General features: G+C 43.8%; 12 protein-coding genes. 10 read left to right on the forward strand and 2 right to left on the reverse strand.

What is annotated here, in order from left to right; translation table 11 throughout:
- The first annotated feature begins 116 nt into the window (after positions 1 to 116).
- Positions 117 to 2978, forward strand: a complete 2862-nt coding sequence (infB, locus tag B4Q04_RS06805; protein ID WP_088696323.1) for a translation initiation factor IF-2 — start codon at positions 117 to 119, stop codon at positions 2976 to 2978.
- Positions 2979 to 3036: 58 nt separating this feature from the next.
- Here the strand turns inward: infB and B4Q04_RS06810 are convergent, their stop codons facing one another.
- Positions 3037 to 3408, reverse strand: coding sequence for an SPOR domain-containing protein (locus tag B4Q04_RS06810; protein ID WP_088696324.1), 372 nt, complete (start codon positions 3406 to 3408; stop codon positions 3037 to 3039).
- A 235-nt stretch (positions 3409 to 3643) separates the two neighbouring features.
- On the opposite strand from B4Q04_RS06810, the gene B4Q04_RS06815 reads away from it, so the two are divergent.
- From B4Q04_RS06815 to B4Q04_RS06855, 9 genes are all read left to right on the forward strand, one after another.
- A complete protein-coding gene (locus tag B4Q04_RS06815) occupies positions 3644 to 5014 on the forward strand; it encodes a c-type cytochrome (protein WP_088696325.1) in 1371 nt (456 codons plus the stop codon).
- A 34-nt stretch (positions 5015 to 5048) separates the two neighbouring features.
- Complete coding sequence (locus B4Q04_RS06820; protein ID WP_088696326.1) at positions 5049 to 8210, forward strand: TAT-variant-translocated molybdopterin oxidoreductase; 3162 nt, start codon at positions 5049 to 5051, stop codon at positions 8208 to 8210.
- 33 nt (positions 8211 to 8243) lie between these two features.
- On the forward strand, positions 8244 to 9995 hold the full coding sequence (nrfD, locus tag B4Q04_RS06825; RefSeq protein WP_013993716.1) for an NrfD/PsrC family molybdoenzyme membrane anchor subunit: 1752 nt from the start codon (positions 8244 to 8246) through the stop codon (positions 9993 to 9995).
- 2 nt (positions 9996 to 9997) lie between these two features.
- The gene (locus tag B4Q04_RS06830) at positions 9998 to 10528 is read left to right on the forward strand and encodes a DUF3341 domain-containing protein (RefSeq protein ID WP_013993717.1); all 531 of its coding nucleotides are present in this window, start codon (positions 9998 to 10000) and stop codon (positions 10526 to 10528) included.
- 2 nt (positions 10529 to 10530) lie between these two features.
- Positions 10531 to 11091, forward strand: coding sequence for a c-type cytochrome (locus B4Q04_RS06835; RefSeq protein WP_013993718.1), 561 nt, complete (start codon positions 10531 to 10533; stop codon positions 11089 to 11091).
- A gap of 16 nt (positions 11092 to 11107) precedes the next feature.
- On the forward strand, positions 11108 to 12436 hold the full coding sequence (locus B4Q04_RS06840; protein WP_088696327.1) for a quinol:cytochrome C oxidoreductase: 1329 nt from the start codon (positions 11108 to 11110) through the stop codon (positions 12434 to 12436).
- A 30-nt stretch (positions 12437 to 12466) separates the two neighbouring features.
- Positions 12467 to 13576: a cytochrome c oxidase subunit II gene (locus B4Q04_RS06845; RefSeq protein ID WP_013993720.1), complete on the forward strand. Its 1110-nt coding sequence runs from the start codon at positions 12467 to 12469 to the stop codon at positions 13574 to 13576.
- Between the two features lie 66 nt (positions 13577 to 13642).
- On the forward strand, positions 13643 to 15472 hold the full coding sequence (locus B4Q04_RS06850) for a cbb3-type cytochrome c oxidase subunit I (protein ID WP_013993721.1): 1830 nt from the start codon (positions 13643 to 13645) through the stop codon (positions 15470 to 15472).
- A 157-nt stretch (positions 15473 to 15629) separates the two neighbouring features.
- On the forward strand, positions 15630 to 16451 hold the full coding sequence (locus tag B4Q04_RS06855) for a GIN domain-containing protein (protein ID WP_013993722.1): 822 nt from the start codon (positions 15630 to 15632) through the stop codon (positions 16449 to 16451).
- 21 nt (positions 16452 to 16472) lie between these two features.
- Here the strand turns inward: B4Q04_RS06855 and B4Q04_RS06860 are convergent, their stop codons facing one another.
- Positions 16473 to 18737: an acyl-CoA dehydrogenase gene (locus B4Q04_RS06860; RefSeq protein ID WP_088696328.1), complete on the reverse strand. Its 2265-nt coding sequence runs from the start codon at positions 18735 to 18737 to the stop codon at positions 16473 to 16475.
- Positions 18738 to 18813 lie beyond the last annotated feature (76 nt).

An 18813-nucleotide genomic window follows, 5' to 3' on the forward strand; every position in this document is an offset into this window, starting at 1 on the left:
ACTAGTCAAGGGTTTTTAATACTTTAGCGGAAAATTCTGCTTCTGTATTGGTTTGTGAAACCTGGCCAAGGTTCTGTATATTAGCAAGGATTAAAGAGAATTAGGAGAAAGTATTTATGGCAGACATTGCAAAAATAAGGCTTAACAAAGTCCTCAAAGAGTTTAATATTTCTTTGGATAGGGCTGTGGATTTTCTTGCCTCGAAAGGGCATGAAATAGATGCACGGCCGACAACGAAGATTTCTGACGAGGTCTATGAAGTGCTTCAACAAGAATTTCAGACCGATAAGAGCAAGAAAGTTGCCTCTAAGGAAGTCGGTGAAGAAAAGCGTAAAGAAAAGGAGGCCCTGCGATTGCAATTAGAGCAAGAGCAAGAGGAACGACGTTTGGCCCGTGAAAAACGTGCAGCTGCCGCAGAAAAGACTTTGGTTGGCAAGGTGGAACTTCAAGGCCCCAAAACGATTGGCAAAATCGATTTGGATGGTGGGAAGAAAGCCAAGGAAACGCCGGCACCGACTCCAACTCCAGCTCCAGTTGCTAAGAAGGAAGAGCCGAAGGTTGAGGAGAAAGCTGTGGTCGAAGAAGTGAAACCACAGGTAGAGGTTCCAAAGGAACCTAAAAAGGTAGAGGAGAAGCCTGTTGAAAAGGTGGTCGAGAAAGTAGAGGAGAAGAAACCGGAGAAGCTAGGGAAGGAAGAAACTCCTAAGGAAGAGCCTAAGGTTGAGGCCAAACCGGAAAAAGCGGAAAAAGAGGAAGCTGCTGCGAAGACAGAAGCTGAAGTCCCTAAGGATGACGGTATACTGGCTACGAAGTACAAGAAACTTACCGGTCCTAAGATTACGGCCAAAATTGACCTTTCGCAGTTCAATAAGCCCAAGAAGAAAAAAGAAGAGCCCAAGACTGGCTCCGATGCGGGCAATGACCGTAAGAAGAGAAGAAAACGTATTGTAAGCAATAATTCGGGCGGTAATACCGGAAATGCGCCTAGACAAAGAGGTACGGGCCCAGCTGCCAGAAAAGGCGGTGGCGGTGGTAACCCACGTTATGGAGCTCCAAAAGTAGAGCCTACCGAAGAAGATGTACAAAAACAGATTCGGGAGACCCTAGAGAAGTTACAGGGTAAATCGAAGAAGGGCAAAGGTGCCAAATATAGAAGGGATAAAAGAGATCAACACCGTCAACAGACCGAGAAGGATCTTGAACAACAAGAACTGGAAAGTAAGGTGTTGAAGGTTACCGAGTTTGTAACCGTTGGTGAGGTCGCTACCATGATGGAGGTGTCTACCACTGAAATTATATCGGCATGTATGTCTTTAGGTATCATGGTGACCATGAACCAACGTCTAGATGCGGAAACCTTGTCTATCGTAGCCGACGAGTTCGGTTATGAGGTCGAGTTTGTAACTGCCGAATTAGAGGAATCCATAGAAGTTGAGGCCGATGCGCCTGAAGATCTTGAGCCAAGAGCGCCCATCGTAACCGTTATGGGTCACGTGGATCACGGTAAAACCTCGTTGTTGGATTACGTTAGGGAAGCCAATGTAATTGCAGGCGAAAGTGGTGGGATTACCCAGCATATCGGTGCTTATGGTGTTACGTTGGAAGACGGACAAAAAATTACCTTCCTTGATACTCCGGGTCACGAAGCCTTTACGGCGATGCGGGCCAGGGGTGCGCAGGTTACCGATATAGCGGTAATCGTTATTGCGGCGGACGATGATATTATGCCCCAGACCAAAGAAGCGATAAGCCATGCCCAGGCGGCAGGTGTTCCTATTGTTTTTGCGATAAATAAAATCGATAGGCCTACGGCTAACCCTGATAAAATAAAAGAAGGATTGGCTCAAATGAACCTTTTGGTCGAAGACTGGGGGGGTAAAATACAATCACATGACATATCGGCAAAAACAGGTGAGGGCGTAAAAGAACTTTTGGAAAAAGTCCTGCTTGAAGCTGAACTGTTAGAGCTTAAGGCCAATCCGAACAAGATGGCTCATGGTACTGTTGTAGAAGCCTTCTTGGATAAGGGCCGTGGATATGTATCTACGATCTTGGTGCAGGGTGGTACGCTTAAAATAGGTGACTATGTGCTTGCCGGAACAAATAGTGGTAAGGTCAAGGCTATGCAAGATGAGCGGGGAAACATCGTGAAAACTGCAGGTCCTGCAACACCGATATCCATATTGGGTCTTGATGGTGCGCCACAGGCCGGTGATAAGTTCAATGTGCTTGAAGATGAAAGGGAGGCAAAACAAATTGCCACCAAGCGTTCGCAATTACAGCGTGAGCAATCGGTCAGGACACAAAGGCATATTACCCTTGATGAAATCGGAAGACGTATCGCATTGGGCGACTTTAAGGAGTTGAACATCATTCTTAAAGGTGATGTGGATGGTTCTGTTGAAGCATTGACCGACTCTTTCCAGAAATTGTCTACTGAAGAAATTCAAGTGAACATCATTCATAAAGGTGTAGGTGCCATTACCGAATCCGATGTGTTGTTGGCTTCTGCATCCGATGCAATTATTATCGGGTTTAATGTAAGGCCGATGGGTAATGCAAGGGATGTTGCTGAAAAAGAAGAGATCGATATCAGAATGTACTCTATTATATATGATGCGATCAATGACCTTAAGGATGCGATGGAAGGTATGTTGTCTCCAGAGATCAAGGAAGAGATTACCGGTACGGCCGAGATACGAGAGACCTTTAAAATCTCTAAAGTCGGTACCATTGCAGGTTGTATGGTTACCAATGGTAAGATTCTTCGTAACGCCGGTATACGTTTGATACGTGATGGTGTGGTGGTCTTTACCGGGGAGCTGTCTTCGTTGAAACGTTTCAAAGACGATGTCAAGGAAGTTTCCAAAGGATATGACTGTGGTCTTCAGGTGAAGAATTACAACGATATCAAGGAAGGGGATATCGTAGAGGCCTTCCAAGAAGTAGCTGTTAAGAAGAAGCTTAAGACGAAATAAGTGATTTGAAATAGGTCCTTGTGACCTGTGAAGTAATAATAAGAATAAAAAAATCGACCTAACGGGTCGATTTTTTTGGTTTTAACAACATGGCATCGGGATATTTCTGCCGTACCTCGCGAAATTTCCGCTCGGCGTCCAATTTGTTGGCGAACCTTCCGACCCTTACGCGGTAGGTAGGGGAGTCAAAATCGATTTTAGAAGGAAGGTCGGGGAAATCTTGTTCTACTTTCGCTTGAATGTTTTGGGCTTTGCTATAAGAACCAAAGCCGACTTGAATGCGGTAATAGTCCGAACTTTCGTTTGAAGTCTTGTAGATTTCTATGAGATCGGTGATTTTTTGGTCTTGTTCTATATGAACTTGGCCCTGTTGTGCGTGGCCAATGGCTAATGACGCTATGGTGAGACTAAGGGTGAAAAATGTTTTCATTGTCGTGAAATAATTGGGTTTTAATATTTTATGCAAAAGTAAATTATTATGAGGCATAGAAAGCCCTTCCGATTTATTTAGAACTATTATAAATTAGAAATTATCAATCCGCTAACATTTAAAGAATAAAGTGTATTACGTATTTTTGCCATCAATTTTAGCACTGATAAAAACAAGGTGTCGTTCCTTGCAACTGAAATTATCGTGCCAAGATCTCGATAGAAATAAGATTCATATGAAAAAGGTTCCGTACCGCCATTCGATTTCTAAGGTTTTAGGTGTATCTCTAATTGTATTCCTGCTATTTTCCGTTTCTATATTCGCTCAAGATGGAGGTTCCGCTGAGGGGGCTTCTGCCGAGGTTGCGGATTCGGGAGATTCCTCTGGGGATCCGGCGAAAGGTAAAGCACTGTTCAATCAGAATTGTGCCGCATGTCACTCATTAACTCGAAAAATGACCGGTCCGGCTTTGGCTAATGTTGAGTCAAGGTTGTCGGATGATGAAGGTCTGGATCGTGAATGGCTTTACAATTGGATTAAAAACAGTCCGGGCTTGATTGCTTCCGGGGATGCGTATGCCAATAAGGTGTACAGTGAGTACAACCAGGCTGCAATGACTCCTTTTCCGACTTTGTCGAATGAGGATATCGATAATATTTTGGCCTATACTGCCGCTCCGCCGAAAACGGCCGCTCCTGCTGCCACTGCTGCAGGGGAAGCTTCCGGTTCGGGTAGTGGTTCTTCCGGTGATGGGGTTTCAAATGAGTTGGTGCTTGGCGCCTTGGTCCTGGTTTTTGCCTTGTTGGTGGTGATGTTGTTCTTGGTGAACAAAACGCTAAGAAGAATCGCTGAGGCAAATGGTGTAGATTTGAGTCAAGAAGAGTCGGCAAAAAGACTTCCGCTTTGGAAGGCCTTTGCTAAAAACCAATTTTTGGTTTTGGTGACCGTTGTCTTCTTGTTATTGGGAAGTGCGTATTTTGCCTATGGGTGGATGATGCAGGTAGGTGTTGATCAGGGTTATGCCCCGGTTCAGCCTATTCATTACTCGCACCGTATCCATGCCGGTGACAATAAAATAGAGTGTAAGTACTGTCATTCTTCGGCTAGGGTTTCCAAAACTTCCGGAATTCCATCCTTGAATGTTTGTATGAACTGTCATAAGTCGATCTATCAAGTGGCCGATGAAACCTTGGAAGAAGGTAAGAGGGAGTACGGTATCGACTATAATAAAGAAATCAAGAAGCTTTATGCTGCCGTTGGTTGGGATGAAGAAAATCAAAAGTATACCGGGGAAAGCCAGCCTGTAAAATGGGTGCGTATCCACAACTTACCTGATTTTGCTTACTTTAACCATTCTCAACACGTGAGTGTTGCGGGTATTGAGTGTCAGCAATGTCACGGACCGGTTGAGGAGATGGAGGTTATGTATCAGTATTCGCCATTGACCATGGGTTGGTGTGTGAACTGTCACCGTGAGACCGATATCAAGGTAGAAGGGAATGCTTACTATGAAAAAATTCATGCCGAACTTTCCAAGAAGTATGGGGTGGATAAGTTGACCGCTGCTCAAATGGGTGGTCTGGAATGTGGAAAGTGTCACTATTAATCGAACTAGAAAGTAGCTAATTACATAAAAACGTATGGCATCAAACAAAAAATACTGGAAAAACGAAGCGGAGTTAAATCCGAACGATTCCATTGTTGAGACGCTAAGACAGAACGAATTTGTTGAGCAAATTCCCGTAGATGATTTTTTGGGTGATAAAGAAGGTTTGTCCGCTACATCTACCAATAGAAGGGATTTCCTTAAATACGTCGGTTTTAGTACGGCAGCGGCCGCATTGGCGGCTTGTGAGGGTCCTGTTCATAAATCCATTCCTTATGTGGTTCAACCGGAGAATATTATTCCTGGTGTTGCGAACTACTATGCTACTACCATAGCGGATGGTTTTGATTTTGCAAGTATCCTTGTAAAGACTCGGGAAGGTCGACCTATAAAGGTTGAGAATAATAAAGATGCCAAGGTTGCGGGTTCTGCCAATGCCAGGGTTCAGGCTTCTGTGCTTTCGTTGTATGATAGTACGCGTTTGCAAGGTCCAATGGCCAACGGTGAGCCTGTGGAATGGTCGGTGCTTGATGCGGCGGTAAAAGCCAAGTTGGGTAGTCTTAAAGGTTCAGGGCAACAAATCGCTTTGTTGACCCAGACATATGCCAGTCCGTCTACCGATAGATTGATAGCTGATATGAAGGCCGAGTTCGGTAATGTGAACCATGTGGTTTACGATGCTATAGCCGAAGATGCCGCAGCCAGTGCTTTTGAAGCAAGATATGGTGAGCGTGCGTTGGCCGATTACGATTTTGAAAAAGCGGATCTTATTGTTTCCTTCGGAGCGGATTTCTTAGGGGATTGGCAAGGAGGCGGTTATGATTCGGGTTATGCCAAGGGTAGAATTCCTAAGAAGGGCAAAATGTCGCGTCACGTACAGTTTGAGGCGAACATGACTTTGAGTGGGGCTAATGCCGATAAGCGTGTTCCCTTGACTCCAATGCAGCAAAAAATCGCCTTGGCCAAGTTGTACGCCGAATTGAACGGTAGCAGTGTTGGTGGTGAGCTTTCGGAAGGGGTGTTGAAGGCGATAAAAGATGTTGCCGCGCAGATAGCTAAGAATAAAAATGGTGCCGTAGTGGTTACGGGGCTTGATGATATAAATGCACAGACCGTTGTATTGGCCATCAACGAAATGTTGGGAAGTAAGGCTTTTGATGCGAAGTCGCCCCGTTATGTAAGACAGGGTAACGTGAAATCGGTTCAAAAGTTGATTGCCGACATGAAGGCCGGTAAGGTGGGTGCTTTGATAACCGATGGGGTCAACCCAATGTATACCTTGCCCAACGCCGCCGATTTTAAGGAAGGTGTTGAGAAAGTAGGGCTTTCAGTTGCTTTTTCTACCAATTGGAACGAAACTACCGAGGTGATGCAGTACACTGCTGCTGCGAATCACTTCCTTGAGTCGTGGGGTGATGTTCAGGTGAAAAAAGGGTATTATAGTTTAATGCAGCCTACTATTCAAGAGTTGTTCGATACAAGGCAGTTTCAAACGGCCTTGTTGAACTGGTTGGGTAGTGATAAAAGTTATTACGATTATATTAAGGAGACTTGGTCAAATTCCATATTGGCCGGGAACGATTGGAATAAGGCGCTTCATGATGGTGTGTATTCGGGTGCTGCTGCTGTCTTTACAGCTGGAAACGATGCTGATCCACAGGATGAGGCCGCTTCGGAAGAAGATAAGGAAACTGTCAATGCGAGTGAGGCCGAGGAAGTTGTTGCTTCCGGTGTTTCTATTGCCGCGGCCATTAATAGTTTGGTCAATGCTACAAGTGGCGGGGGTATGGAATTGGAGCTTTATTCAAAAACAGGAATGGGTGCCGGTCATCAGGCTAACAACCCATGGTTGCAAGAGTTCCCTGATCCTATAACAAGGGTTTCCTGGGATAATTACGTAACGGTTTCCAAGGATGATGCCGAACGATTGGGCTTCGAAAACTATCATGTGGCCAACGGTGGCCTTGATGGTAGCTATGCCAATATTACGGTCAACGGTGTTACGGTAAGCAATGTTCCTGTAATAATACAGCCTGGTCAGGCAGTGGGTTCAATCGGACTTTCCTTTGGTTATGGAAGAAAGGTCGGTATGAAGTCTGAAATGCAGACCGGGGTAAACGCTTATCCATTATATCAAGATTTTAAGAGCGTTCAGTCGGCTACTATAGAAAAAGCTTCAGGTACACACGAGTTCGCTTGTATTCAGTTGCATAAAACCTTGATGGGTAGGGGTGATATCATTAAAGAAACTACCTTGGAGATATTCAACACCAAAGATCATTCGGAGTGGAATGTTCAACCGATGGTGTCCTTAGACCATAAAGAGGTTCCTGCTACTTCTGTCGATTTGTGGGATAGTTTTGATCGTTCTATCGGTCATCATTTCAACATGTCCATTGACCTTAATGCGTGTACCGGTTGTGGTGCCTGTGTTATTGCTTGTCATGCGGAGAACAATGTTCCTGTAGTAGGTAAGGAAGAAGTGCGAAAAAGTAGGGATATGCACTGGTTGCGTATCGATAGATATTATTCTTCGGAGGATACCTTTGAGGATGACAATACCAAAAAGGATAATTTCGACGGTCTTTCCGGAGATAATGGTTCTTTAGGTGGTTTTGGTGAGTTGGAGCATCCAGCGGCCAACCCACAAGTGGCCTTTCAGCCTGTAATGTGTCAGCACTGTAACCATGCGCCGTGTGAAACGGTATGTCCGGTTGCTGCAACATCGCATAGCCGTCAAGGTCAGAATCACATGGCGTATAACCGTTGTGTAGGTACGAGATACTGTGCTAACAACTGTCCGTATAAAGTAAGAAGGTTCAACTGGTTCTTGTATAACAACAATGATGAGTTCGATTACCACATGAACAACGATTTGGGTAAAATGGTATTAAACCCAGATGTAAACGTTCGTTCAAGAGGGGTTATCGAAAAATGTTCGATGTGTATCCAAAAAACACAAAAAACCATTTTAGATGCCAAGAGAGATGGTCGCCTTGTAAAAGATGGCGAGTTTCAAACGGCCTGTTCGTCTGCCTGTAGTACTGGGGCTATCGTTTTCGGTGATGTCAACGATAAGGAAAGTAAAGTTGCCAAATTGGCCGAGAGCGACCGCATGTACCATTTATTGGAGCATGTAGGAACAAAACCAAATGTGTTCTACCATGTTAAGGTCAGAAACACGAACGAAGCATAATCGTATTTAAGTAAACAACTATAACAGAATTTTATGGCGTCGCATTACGAAGCACCTATTCGAAAGCCCTTAGTTGTCGGGGATAAAGGTTACCACGATGTTAGTGTGGACATCTCTGCCCCCGTAGAAGGAAGGGCCAATAAGCATTGGTGGATTGTGTTTTCCATTGCCTTGGTAGCATTCCTATGGGGTGTAGGTTGTATCATTTATACCGTATCAACAGGTATTGGAACTTGGGGATTGAACAAGACCGTTAACTGGGCTTGGGATATTACAAACTTTGTATGGTGGGTAGGTATCGGTCACGCCGGTACGTTGATATCCGCGGTACTTTTATTGTTCCGTCAAAAGTGGAGAATGGCCATTAACCGCTCTGCGGAGGCTATGACCATCTTCTCGGTGGTACAAGCGGGACTTTTCCCGATCATACATATGGGACGTCCTTGGTTGGCGTACTGGGTATTGCCTATTCCGAACCAATTCGGTTCGCTTTGGGTGAACTTTAACTCTCCCTTGCTTTGGGATGTGTTCGCGATCTCTACTTACCTTTCCGTATCCTTGGTTTTCTGGTGGACAGGTTTGCTTCCCGATTTCGCCATGATACGTGATAGGGCGGTACTTCCTTTTCAAAAGAAAATATACAGTCTATTGAGTTTCGGATGGAGTGGTCGTGCAAAAGACTGGCAACGTTTCGAAGAGGTGTCTTTGGTATTGGCCGGTTTGGCAACGCCACTTGTACTTTCCGTACACACCATCGTATCTTTTGACTTTGCTACTTCGGTAATTCCTGGATGGCATACAACGATTTTCCCTCCATATTTTGTGGCAGGGGCTATCTTCTCCGGATTTGCCATGGTGAACACGCTTTTGATCATTATGCGTAAAGTGTGTCATCTAGAAGCTTATATAACCGTTCAGCATATTGAATTGATGAACATCGTAATCATGATTACAGGTTCTATCGTAGGTTGTGCTTATATTACAGAGCTCTTTATGGCTTGGTATTCAGGTGTGGAGTACGAGCAATATGCCTTCTTGAACAGGGCTACGGGGCCTTACTGGTGGGCCTACTGGTCAATGATGACTTGTAACGTGTTCTCCCCACAGTTCATGTGGTTCAAAAAATTACGTACCAGTATCATGTTCTCTTTCTTTATATCTATTGTCGTGAACATAGGTATGTGGTTCGAACGTTTTGTGATCATCGTTACATCTTTGCATAGGGATTACCTTCCGTCATCTTGGACGATGTTCTCTCCTACCTTTGTCGATATCGGTATCTTCGTGGGTACGATAGGGTTCTTCTTCGTGTTGTTCCTGCTTTATGCTAGAACGTTCCCTGTGATTGCACAGGCAGAAGTAAAATCTATTTTGAAATCCTCAGGCCAACGTTACAAAGATCTTAGGGATGCAGGTAAGCCATTGTATCAGATAAAAAAGATGGATGCCTCAAAAATAAAGGAAGCTGTTATTACGGATGATGTGTTGATGGGAGAGGTTGTTCCTCAAAAAGATGCTAGTGAGAGCGTATCCGAGCTTTTGAGTACTATCGGTACTTTCGATGCGACCAAGGAAACGGCTGACGACCTTAAGCAAATTAAGGGTGTTGGACCTCAAATGGAAGCTACCCTTAATGAAATCGGTATCTTCACTTTTGCCCAGGTGGCAAGAATGACGGCTAAGGAATACGATTTGTTGGATTCAATTACCGAATCTTTCCCAGGTAGGGCACAACGAGACGATTGGGCCGGACAGGCAAAACTATTAAATAACAAGAAACAGTAATTATGGCATCTAAAGCGATACACGCATATTATGACGATGATGATGTGCTAATGCTTGCCGTTAAGAAGGTAAAAGCAGCCAAGCATCACATTGAAGAGGTATATTGCCCATTTCCGGTTCACGGTTTAGACAAGGCTATGGGGCTTGCCCCTACGCGTATAGCCATTACATCGTTTCTTTACGGTTGTGTTGGTTTGACAGTGGCAACTTTGATGATGAATTACATTATGATCGAAGATTGGCCCCAAGATATTGGAGGTAAGCCTAGTTTTAGCTATCTAGAGAATATGCCGGCTTTTGTACCGATTATGTTCGAGCTTACCGTATTCTTTGCAGCTCACTTAATGGTTATCACGTTTTACCTAAGAAGCCGGTTGTGGCCTTTTAAAGATGCTGAGAATCCTGATCCGCGTACTACCGATGACCATTTTTTAATGGAGATCGATATACACGATAACGAAAAAGAATTGAGAGATCTGTTGTTGGATACAGGGGCAGTCGAAATAAATATAGTGGAAAAAAACAGTCATTAAATATGAACAGTTTTAGCAAAATAGGAATTGTTTTCGGGTTGCTACTGTGCGTTACGGCTTGTGCCGATAAAAACAGTCCCAACTATCAGTATATGCCTAATATGTACGAACCAGTGGGCTATGAAGCCTATGGGGAAGTCGATTTTCTGCCAAATGGGCAAGAGGCCATGGTGCCTCCTGCAAATACGATTTCGCGGGGATGGATTCCTTATGGTTACGAAAACACACCGGAAGGTAAAGAGTTGGCCAGGGTACAAAAGAGCCCCTTAGATTCGTTGAACATTGAATCTGATTTGGCGGTTGGTGCCGAGTTGTATACCATTTATTGTGCGATTTGTCATGGTGACAAGGGCGACGGTCAGGGTACATTGGTAAAAAGAGAAAAGATTTTAGGGGTACCGAGTTACGCCGATGAGGCACGTAACATTACTATAGGTACGGCTTACCATACAATTCAGTACGGTTTGAACTCAATGGGGTCTTATGCATCTCAATTGGATACCAAAGAGATGTGGCAGGTTTCGGAGTACGTGATGAAATTGAAACAAGACTTAACGAAATAATACTTAGAAAAGGGATATGTATACGTTTTCAAACAAATTAAAGATCGGTTCCTTTGTTTTAATGGTGCTTGGAATACTTGGTATTGCAATCGGATTCATTTCGGCACCGAGTACCGTTGAAGAAGCAAAAGCTATTGTTGCCGGCCATGGTGACGCACACGGTGATGCTCATGGTGCTACGGACGCACATGCCGCGGTTGCTGCCGATGCGCATGGTGAAGCGGCAGAAGCGCACGATGCCTCGCATGACGAGCATGTTTTTCACCAATTAAGGAACAAGCCATGGGCGGCGCTTTACGTTGCGGCATTCTTTTTCTTTATGATCGCATTGGGAGTATTGGCCTTTTATGCCATTCAACGAGCGGCCCAAGCGGGTTGGTCGCCATTGCTATTTCGTGTGATGGAAGGAATTACGGCCTATTTGGTGCCGGGTGGTATAATAGTATTTGTAATATTGGTACTTTCCGTATTGCACATGAATCACCTATTTGTTTGGATGGATCCCGAAGTGGTGGCGCATGATCACCTTTTACAAGGAAAATCTGGGTATTTGAACCCTACTTTCTTCTTGATTCGTGCCGCTATATTCTTAGGCGGATGGATATTCTATAGGGAATACTCTAGAAAGCTTTCACTTAGACAAGATGAATCGGATGATAATTCCAATTTTAAATTGAACTTTAGATGGTCTGCCGCTTTCTTGGTATTCTATTTGGTTTCCGAGTCTATTATGTCTTGGGATTGGATCATGAGTGTTGACCCACACTGGTTCAGTACACTTTTTGGATGGTATGTGTTTGCAAGTATGTTCGTGTCGGGTATTACGGTAATCGCTATGATAACCATATACTTGAAATCGAAAGGATACTTACCAGATGTTAATGATAGCCATATTCATGATTTGGCCAAGTTTATGTTCGGTATCAGTATTTTCTGGACCTATCTTTGGTTCTCTCAGTTTATGTTGATCTGGTATTCTAATATTCCTGAGGAAGTTACGTATTACGTAACTCGAATTGCCGATTATAGATTACCGTTTTTCGGAATGGTCGCTATGAACTTTTTATTCCCAGTATTGCTCTTGATGAATAGTGATTACAAACGTTTGAATTGGTTTGTGGTTCTTACGGGTATCGTTATTCTAGCAGGGCACTATATGGATATCTTTAATATGATAATGCCATCTACGGTGGGTGATCAATGGTTTATCGGTATTCCTGAGATAGGGTCGATACTATTCTTTGCTGGAGCCTTTATTTTCTGGGTTTTCCGTGCCTTGAGCAGTGCGCCTTTACAACCGAAACGAAATCCGTTTATAGAAGAAAGCAGGCATTTTCATTATTAGTAATTTTAACGTATAATAGTAGAACGTACGATGACTACATTATTGACTTTAGTGGTTTTGGCCCTTGTGGCAATAGCGATTTGGCAGATGACGAAGATTTTCGAACTGTCCCAGCTCAAGGCCGAAAATTCTCAAATAGCTAACGATTCAGATAACAAGACGAACGGATATCTACTGTTTGCGTTTCTTATCTTTATCTATGGTATAACCATTTTCAGCTTTTGGAATTATGGTAAATACTTACTACCGGAAGCTGCATCCGAGCACGGTGGCGATTACGACTCCCTAATGTTGGTGTCTATGGTGATCATTTTCATCGTACAGACCTTGACTCAGGCTTTACTTCATTATTTCGGATACAAATACAGGGGTGTTAAAGGAAGAAAGGCACTTTTCTTTGCCGATAACGACCGTTTGGAGTTTATTTGGACGATTATTCCCGTAATTGTATTGGCAGGTCTTATCCTTTGGGGATTGTACACGTGGACCAATATTATGGATATCAATGACGAGGATGATCCTATTGTTGTAGAACTATATGCACAGCAGTTTAGCTGGACGGCCAGATACGCCGGTGATGATAATGTCTTGGGGAAGGCCAACGTTAGAATGATCGACATCAACAAGGCCAATGTTCTTGGGTTGGATGAATCTGACACCTATGCGGCCGATGATATCATCGTAAAGGAATTGCACTTGCCCGTGGGGAGAAAGGTGAATTTCAAAATGCGTTCACAAGATGTGTTGCATTCTGCTTACATGCCTCACTTTAGGGCGCAAATGAACTGTGTACCCGGTATGATTACCGAGTTCTCTTTTACACCGATTTACACAACTGAGGAAATGCGTCAGAATCCCGATGTTGCCGCGAAGGTAAAACGAACCAACGAAATCAGGGCTGAGAGAGCCGCTAGGGGTGAAGATAATTCTGATCCTTGGGAATTCGATTATGTCTTGCTTTGTAACAAGATTTGTGGAAAGTCGCATTACAACATGCAAATGAAAATTATCGTCGAGACCCAAGAAGAGTATGACGCTTGGATTGCCGAACAGAAAACTTTCGGTCAAAACATGGGGCAGGCCGATGCGGGTTCGACTGAGGATTTTGGTAAACTAGAAACGGCTACGGCAAGTCACTAAGTCTTTATACGGAAGGCGTACTTGCTAGTTAGAAAAGGAAAATTTTATAATTAAAGAATAACAAATATGTCTGTTACTGCAAATGCACAGGTTGATGATCATGCACATGACGATCATGAGCATCACCACAAACAAACCTTTGTAACCAAATATATATTTAGTCAGGATCATAAAATGATCTCTAAACAATATTTGATTCTTGGTGTATTCGTTATGGGGGCAATAGGTATTGCAATGTCTCTTTTGTTCCGGATGCAATTGGCTTGGCCAGGTGAATCCTTTTCGGTTTTCGAAGCTTTATTGGGTAAGTGGGCACCAGAAGGTGTTATGGATGCCGATGTATACCTTGCTTTGGTGACCATCCACGGTACCTTAATGGTATTTTTCGTACTTACACAGGGGTTGAGTGGTACCTTTAGTAATTTACTTATTCCATTGCAGATTGGCGCGCGTGATATGGCATCTGGTTTTATGAACATGTTATCGTTCTGGATGTTCTTTGTTTCGTGTATTATAATGTTATCTTCTTTATTTTTAGAAGCAGGTCCTGCGGCAGCGGGATGGACAATCTATCCGCCTTTAAGTGCTTTGCCAATGGCGCAGCCTGGTTCTGGTATGGGTATGACACTTTGGTTGGTCGCAATGGCAATATTCATTGCTTCTTCTCTTATTGGGTCTTTGAATTATGTAGTGACCGTAATTAACCTTCGTACCAAGGGAATGTCTATGACTAGATTGCCATTGACTATTTGGGCATTTTTTGTAACTGCTATTATTGGTATTATATCTTTCCCGGTATTATTGTCTGCAGCATTGCTGTTGATAATGGATAGAAGTTTTGGAACATCCTTTTTCTTGTCCGATATATTTATACAAGGTGAAGTTTTGCATTACCAAGGTGGTTCTCCTGTATTATATGAACACCTTTTCTGGTTCTTAGGTCACCCTGAAGTTTACATTGTGATCTTACCGGCAATGGGTATCGTATCTGAAGTGATGGCGGTAAATGCAAGAAAGCCGATTTTTGGTTATCGAGCGATGATCGCTTCTATTTTGGCAATCGCATTCTTGTCGACCATTGTTTGGGGTCACCATATGTTTATCTCTGGTATGAACCCGTTCTTGGGATCGGTATTTACCTTTACTACCTTGTTGATCGCTATTCCTTCTGCGGTAAAAGCGTTTAACTGGATAACCACTCTTTGGAAAGGTAACTTGCAGTTGAATCCGGCGATGCTGTTTTCAATCGGTATGGTTTCTACCTTTATTACTGGGGGTCTAACAGGTATCATCTTAGGTGATAGTACTCTTGATATCAATGTTCATGATACTTATTTTGTAATTGCCCACTTCCACTTGGTAATGGGTATATCTGCACTATACGGGATGTTTGCCGGTATTTACCACTGGTTCCCGATAATGTTCGAAGGTAAGATGATGAATAAGAACCTAGGTTATGTTCATTTTTGGATTACCGCAGTTGGTTCTTATGGTGTTTTCTTTCCGATGCATTTTGTCGGAATGGCAGGTGTACCTAGACGTTATTATGAGAACACCGCTTTCCCGATGTTCGATGAATTGACCGATATTCAAGTATTGATGACCGTGTTCGCCATCATCACGGCAGCGGCACAGCTTGTATTTGTATTCAACTTTGTAAGAAGTATATTCTACGGTAAGGTTGGTCCTATAAACCCTTGGAAGGCGACTTCCTTGGAATGGACTGCTCCACAGAAACACATTCATGGGAACTGGCCAGGTGCCATTCCTGAAGTTCACCGTTGGGCCTATGATTATAGTAAGGTCGACGCGAACGGCGAGTACATTATTCCGGGACAGGATTTTATCCCACAGACCGTACCGCTTCAAGAAGATGAAGAAGAACTTCAGCACTAAATGCTGGACTAACTCAAATGTACAATGCCTAACTTTTATAGTTAGGCATTTTTTTTGACCCTTATATTTAACATTTACACTACTTTTGATAATTGAAATCTGCGGGCGTTTCAAAATCCAATTTCTTTTTAACGACCTGTGTTAACGATGTTTTAGGATGAAGAATCTGGTTTTTCTATTTGTTGTTCTTTTCGTTTGTCAAGGTTTCTCCCAACGTAAGCCTAAAATAAAGGGAAACAAAAGTGTTATTGAGGTCTATCAAGGCCTACCCCCCTTTCATGCGATAGAGTTGCGTGACGGACTTGAAATCAAGCTCCATGATGCAACGGAAGAAGGGGTGTCTATTGTAGCCGATGACAACCTAATCGATGTTTTGAGGTTTAGGGTAATCGATAGTGTTTTGCAGATCAGTTCGTTTTACAATATTACAAGAAAGAAGAAACTTGAAATCACGGTCGACTACATCTACCTTGAGGGGATTACCATGTATGATGGAAAGATAGATATGGACGGGGCCATCAACTCAAAGGACCTCTACGTAGATTTGCATGAATCCGCAAGGCTCAACTTAAACGCCGATGCCGAAATCCTCAATATCAATATGGAAGGGAATAGTTCGGGAGATTTTAATATTGCGGGAAGGGAAATGAACCTAGTGCTAAAGGATAGGGTCGATGTTGAGATTTATGCAAATACCCATCTGAACAATATCAAGATGTATAAGAACGCTACCGCTATTCTTGAAGGAACGGCCATTGAGTTATATGCCAATCTTCTTGAGAACTCTAAGTTAAAGGGGGAGAAGCTGGAAGCTGAATCCATATATTTGACCGTAGAGGAATCGGCTACCGCCGAAGTGCGGCCCACCCAAAATATTCAACTGTCTTCAAGTGGCAATGCCAAGACCTACCTGTTCGGTGAAGGAAAAGTCGAAATTATCGATTTCCTCGACACTTCTGAATTGCATAAGGAAAAGTAAACAATTCCTAAGAATACTTTTCTACTGGGTAATGGGTGCCGTCATGCAGTGCTCGGGTATGCCGAAGCCGTCGACCAAAACGCCTATATGGGGTCTTAGCTCGGTGCATAGCCGCTCTACGCGCTGCCGTATGGCCTTTGATTTCGTTCCGCCGATATAACCTTGTTCCAAGTACCATTCCGCATCCTGCCTGATGGTATGAAGTGCGTGGAGCGTGCCTAGTTTCTGAAAGAGTGTACGGTTTTTGTCGTCCTCGATGTCTTGGATAAAATCAATGAAGGTGTTATAGGCCAATTCATTGCTGTAGGCCTTGCCCAATGCCAAAAGGTGGGTCTGCACTTTTAGGAAGGCTTGATAGGAAGGTACCCCTTGTTTTATGTAGTCACGGATGCGCATGGCCAGGGTGTAGGTCAGCCGTCTTGTGCGATACTCCAAGGCGTGTTTGTGAAACTTTGGATTGTACAAGTGGTCTTTGTCTACCTTGTTGGAGTATATCGGGTTAATCGTCGTTAGCTTGTCGTTGATCTGCATGCCCAATATTTTTAGTACGGCCGAAAATCCTGCGCTATTGAATTCCGATTTGAAATCGGACAACACCCCTTTTGCCGCCAATAAAAGAAGAACGGTATTGTCGCCTTCAAAAGTGGTGAAGATATCCACGTCGCCTTTCAGGTCGGCGATTCGGTTTTCAAGAAGATAGCCTTTTCCGCCACAGGCTTCGCGACATTCTTGAATGCTGTCGTTGGCGTACCAGGTGATGATCGATTTTAAGCCTGCGACCTGGGTCTCTACCTTTCTTTTGTCCGGTTCTGAAGGGTCGCAATAGAGCTGCATCATCTTATCAAGGGTTACGTGATATACATAGGCGCTTGCTACTAACGGCGTTAGTCGTAATTGGTGGGAGGGGTAATCCATTAATAGGTCTTCCTGTATTTTAACGCTGTCATTGAACTGTCTTCTTTTTAGGGCGTGTTTGATGGCTACGGCCAGGGCAAATTTCGCCCCTCCGAGTCCTGCTCGGGCGACGCAAATTCTTCCCCCTACCAAGGTGCCGAGCATGGTAAAGAAGCGTTTGTTCGGATTTTTGATTTCGGAATAATAAGAGCCGTCTTCCTTGATGTCTCCATATCTGTTGAGTAGGTTCTCCCTGGGAACGGCAACTTGGTCAAACCATATTTTACCGTTGTCCACCCCGTTGAGTCCTAGTTTGTATCCATTATCCTCTACGGTTACCCCAGGCAGAAGTTCGTGCTCCTTATTCCTAAGTGGAACCAGAATGGCGTGAACGCCTTCGTTTTTTCCGTTAACTATGAGTTGGGCGAATACCGTGGCCATTTTAGAGTGCAGGGCATTGCCAATATATTCTTTGTTGTCGTTTTTGCCAGGGGTATGGATTACAATCTCGTCGGTCGCTTTGTTATAGGTTGCGGTGGTTTTTATTCCACGCACATTGGAGCCGTGCCCCGTTTCCGTCATGGCAAAGCATCCTAAGAGTTCGGTCTTTCCTGTCTTTGTAAGGTATTGGTCGTGATGTTTTTTAGTGCCTAGTTTTTGTATGCTCCCGCCGAATAGTCCGAATTGAACACCGAATTTGATAGATAGGCTACCGTCGGCGAACATCATGTTTTCGAACATATAGGCATAACCTTCCATGTCATCGGTGCCTCCGTAGGCCTCTGGGTATGCCATGGCCCCATAACCCTTATCCGCCAAAAACTTCACTTGCTTCAAGACGGTTTCCCTGAATTCCTCCTTGTTACGATGTACTTCCCATTTAAAAATGGGGTCGGCCAATGTCTTTCTAAAGCTATCGACTACCGGGGCGTGCTTTCCCTTTAAGATCGTATCGATGGCATCGGCACTGTAGAAATCCGAAGTAGATTTGTGAGCTACCTCCACGTCAAAGAGGTGGTTGTAATGGTTGGGTTGAATGCCCAATTGTATTTCAATGTGTTTCAGTTGGTCGTTAAACGGGCACTCTTTCTTGTAATGACATACTATTTTTTGACTAAAGGAGGTCAGGGGATAGGTTTCGTTTTCGGTCAATTTTACGGAGGAATTCGAAATGGTCCGTTTCCATTTTTTTAGTTCCGAATTGGCTGGGGGATTATTGGTGTTGAGCCATGTAAGCAACTGCGCACGACTCCTTTCCGATAGGGAGTTATCTGCATCTATAGCATTTTGTACTACGTCGATTTCAGACGTCGTAAGTAGGTCGTCGGACCAGATGACATAGAAAAAGGGAATGTACTGAAGTATTTCTGAGGAGTAAGTGGAGTCTTGCATAGAATGAAATTACGAAAATTATTTTCACGGTAAGATGGAATCCGACCATTTGGAAAACGATGTATTCCCCTTGTAA

The sequence above is a fragment of the Zobellia sp. OII3 genome (genome assembly GCF_002211465.1).
GTDB classification, from domain to species: Bacteria; Bacteroidota; Bacteroidia; order Flavobacteriales; family Flavobacteriaceae; genus Zobellia; species Zobellia galactanivorans.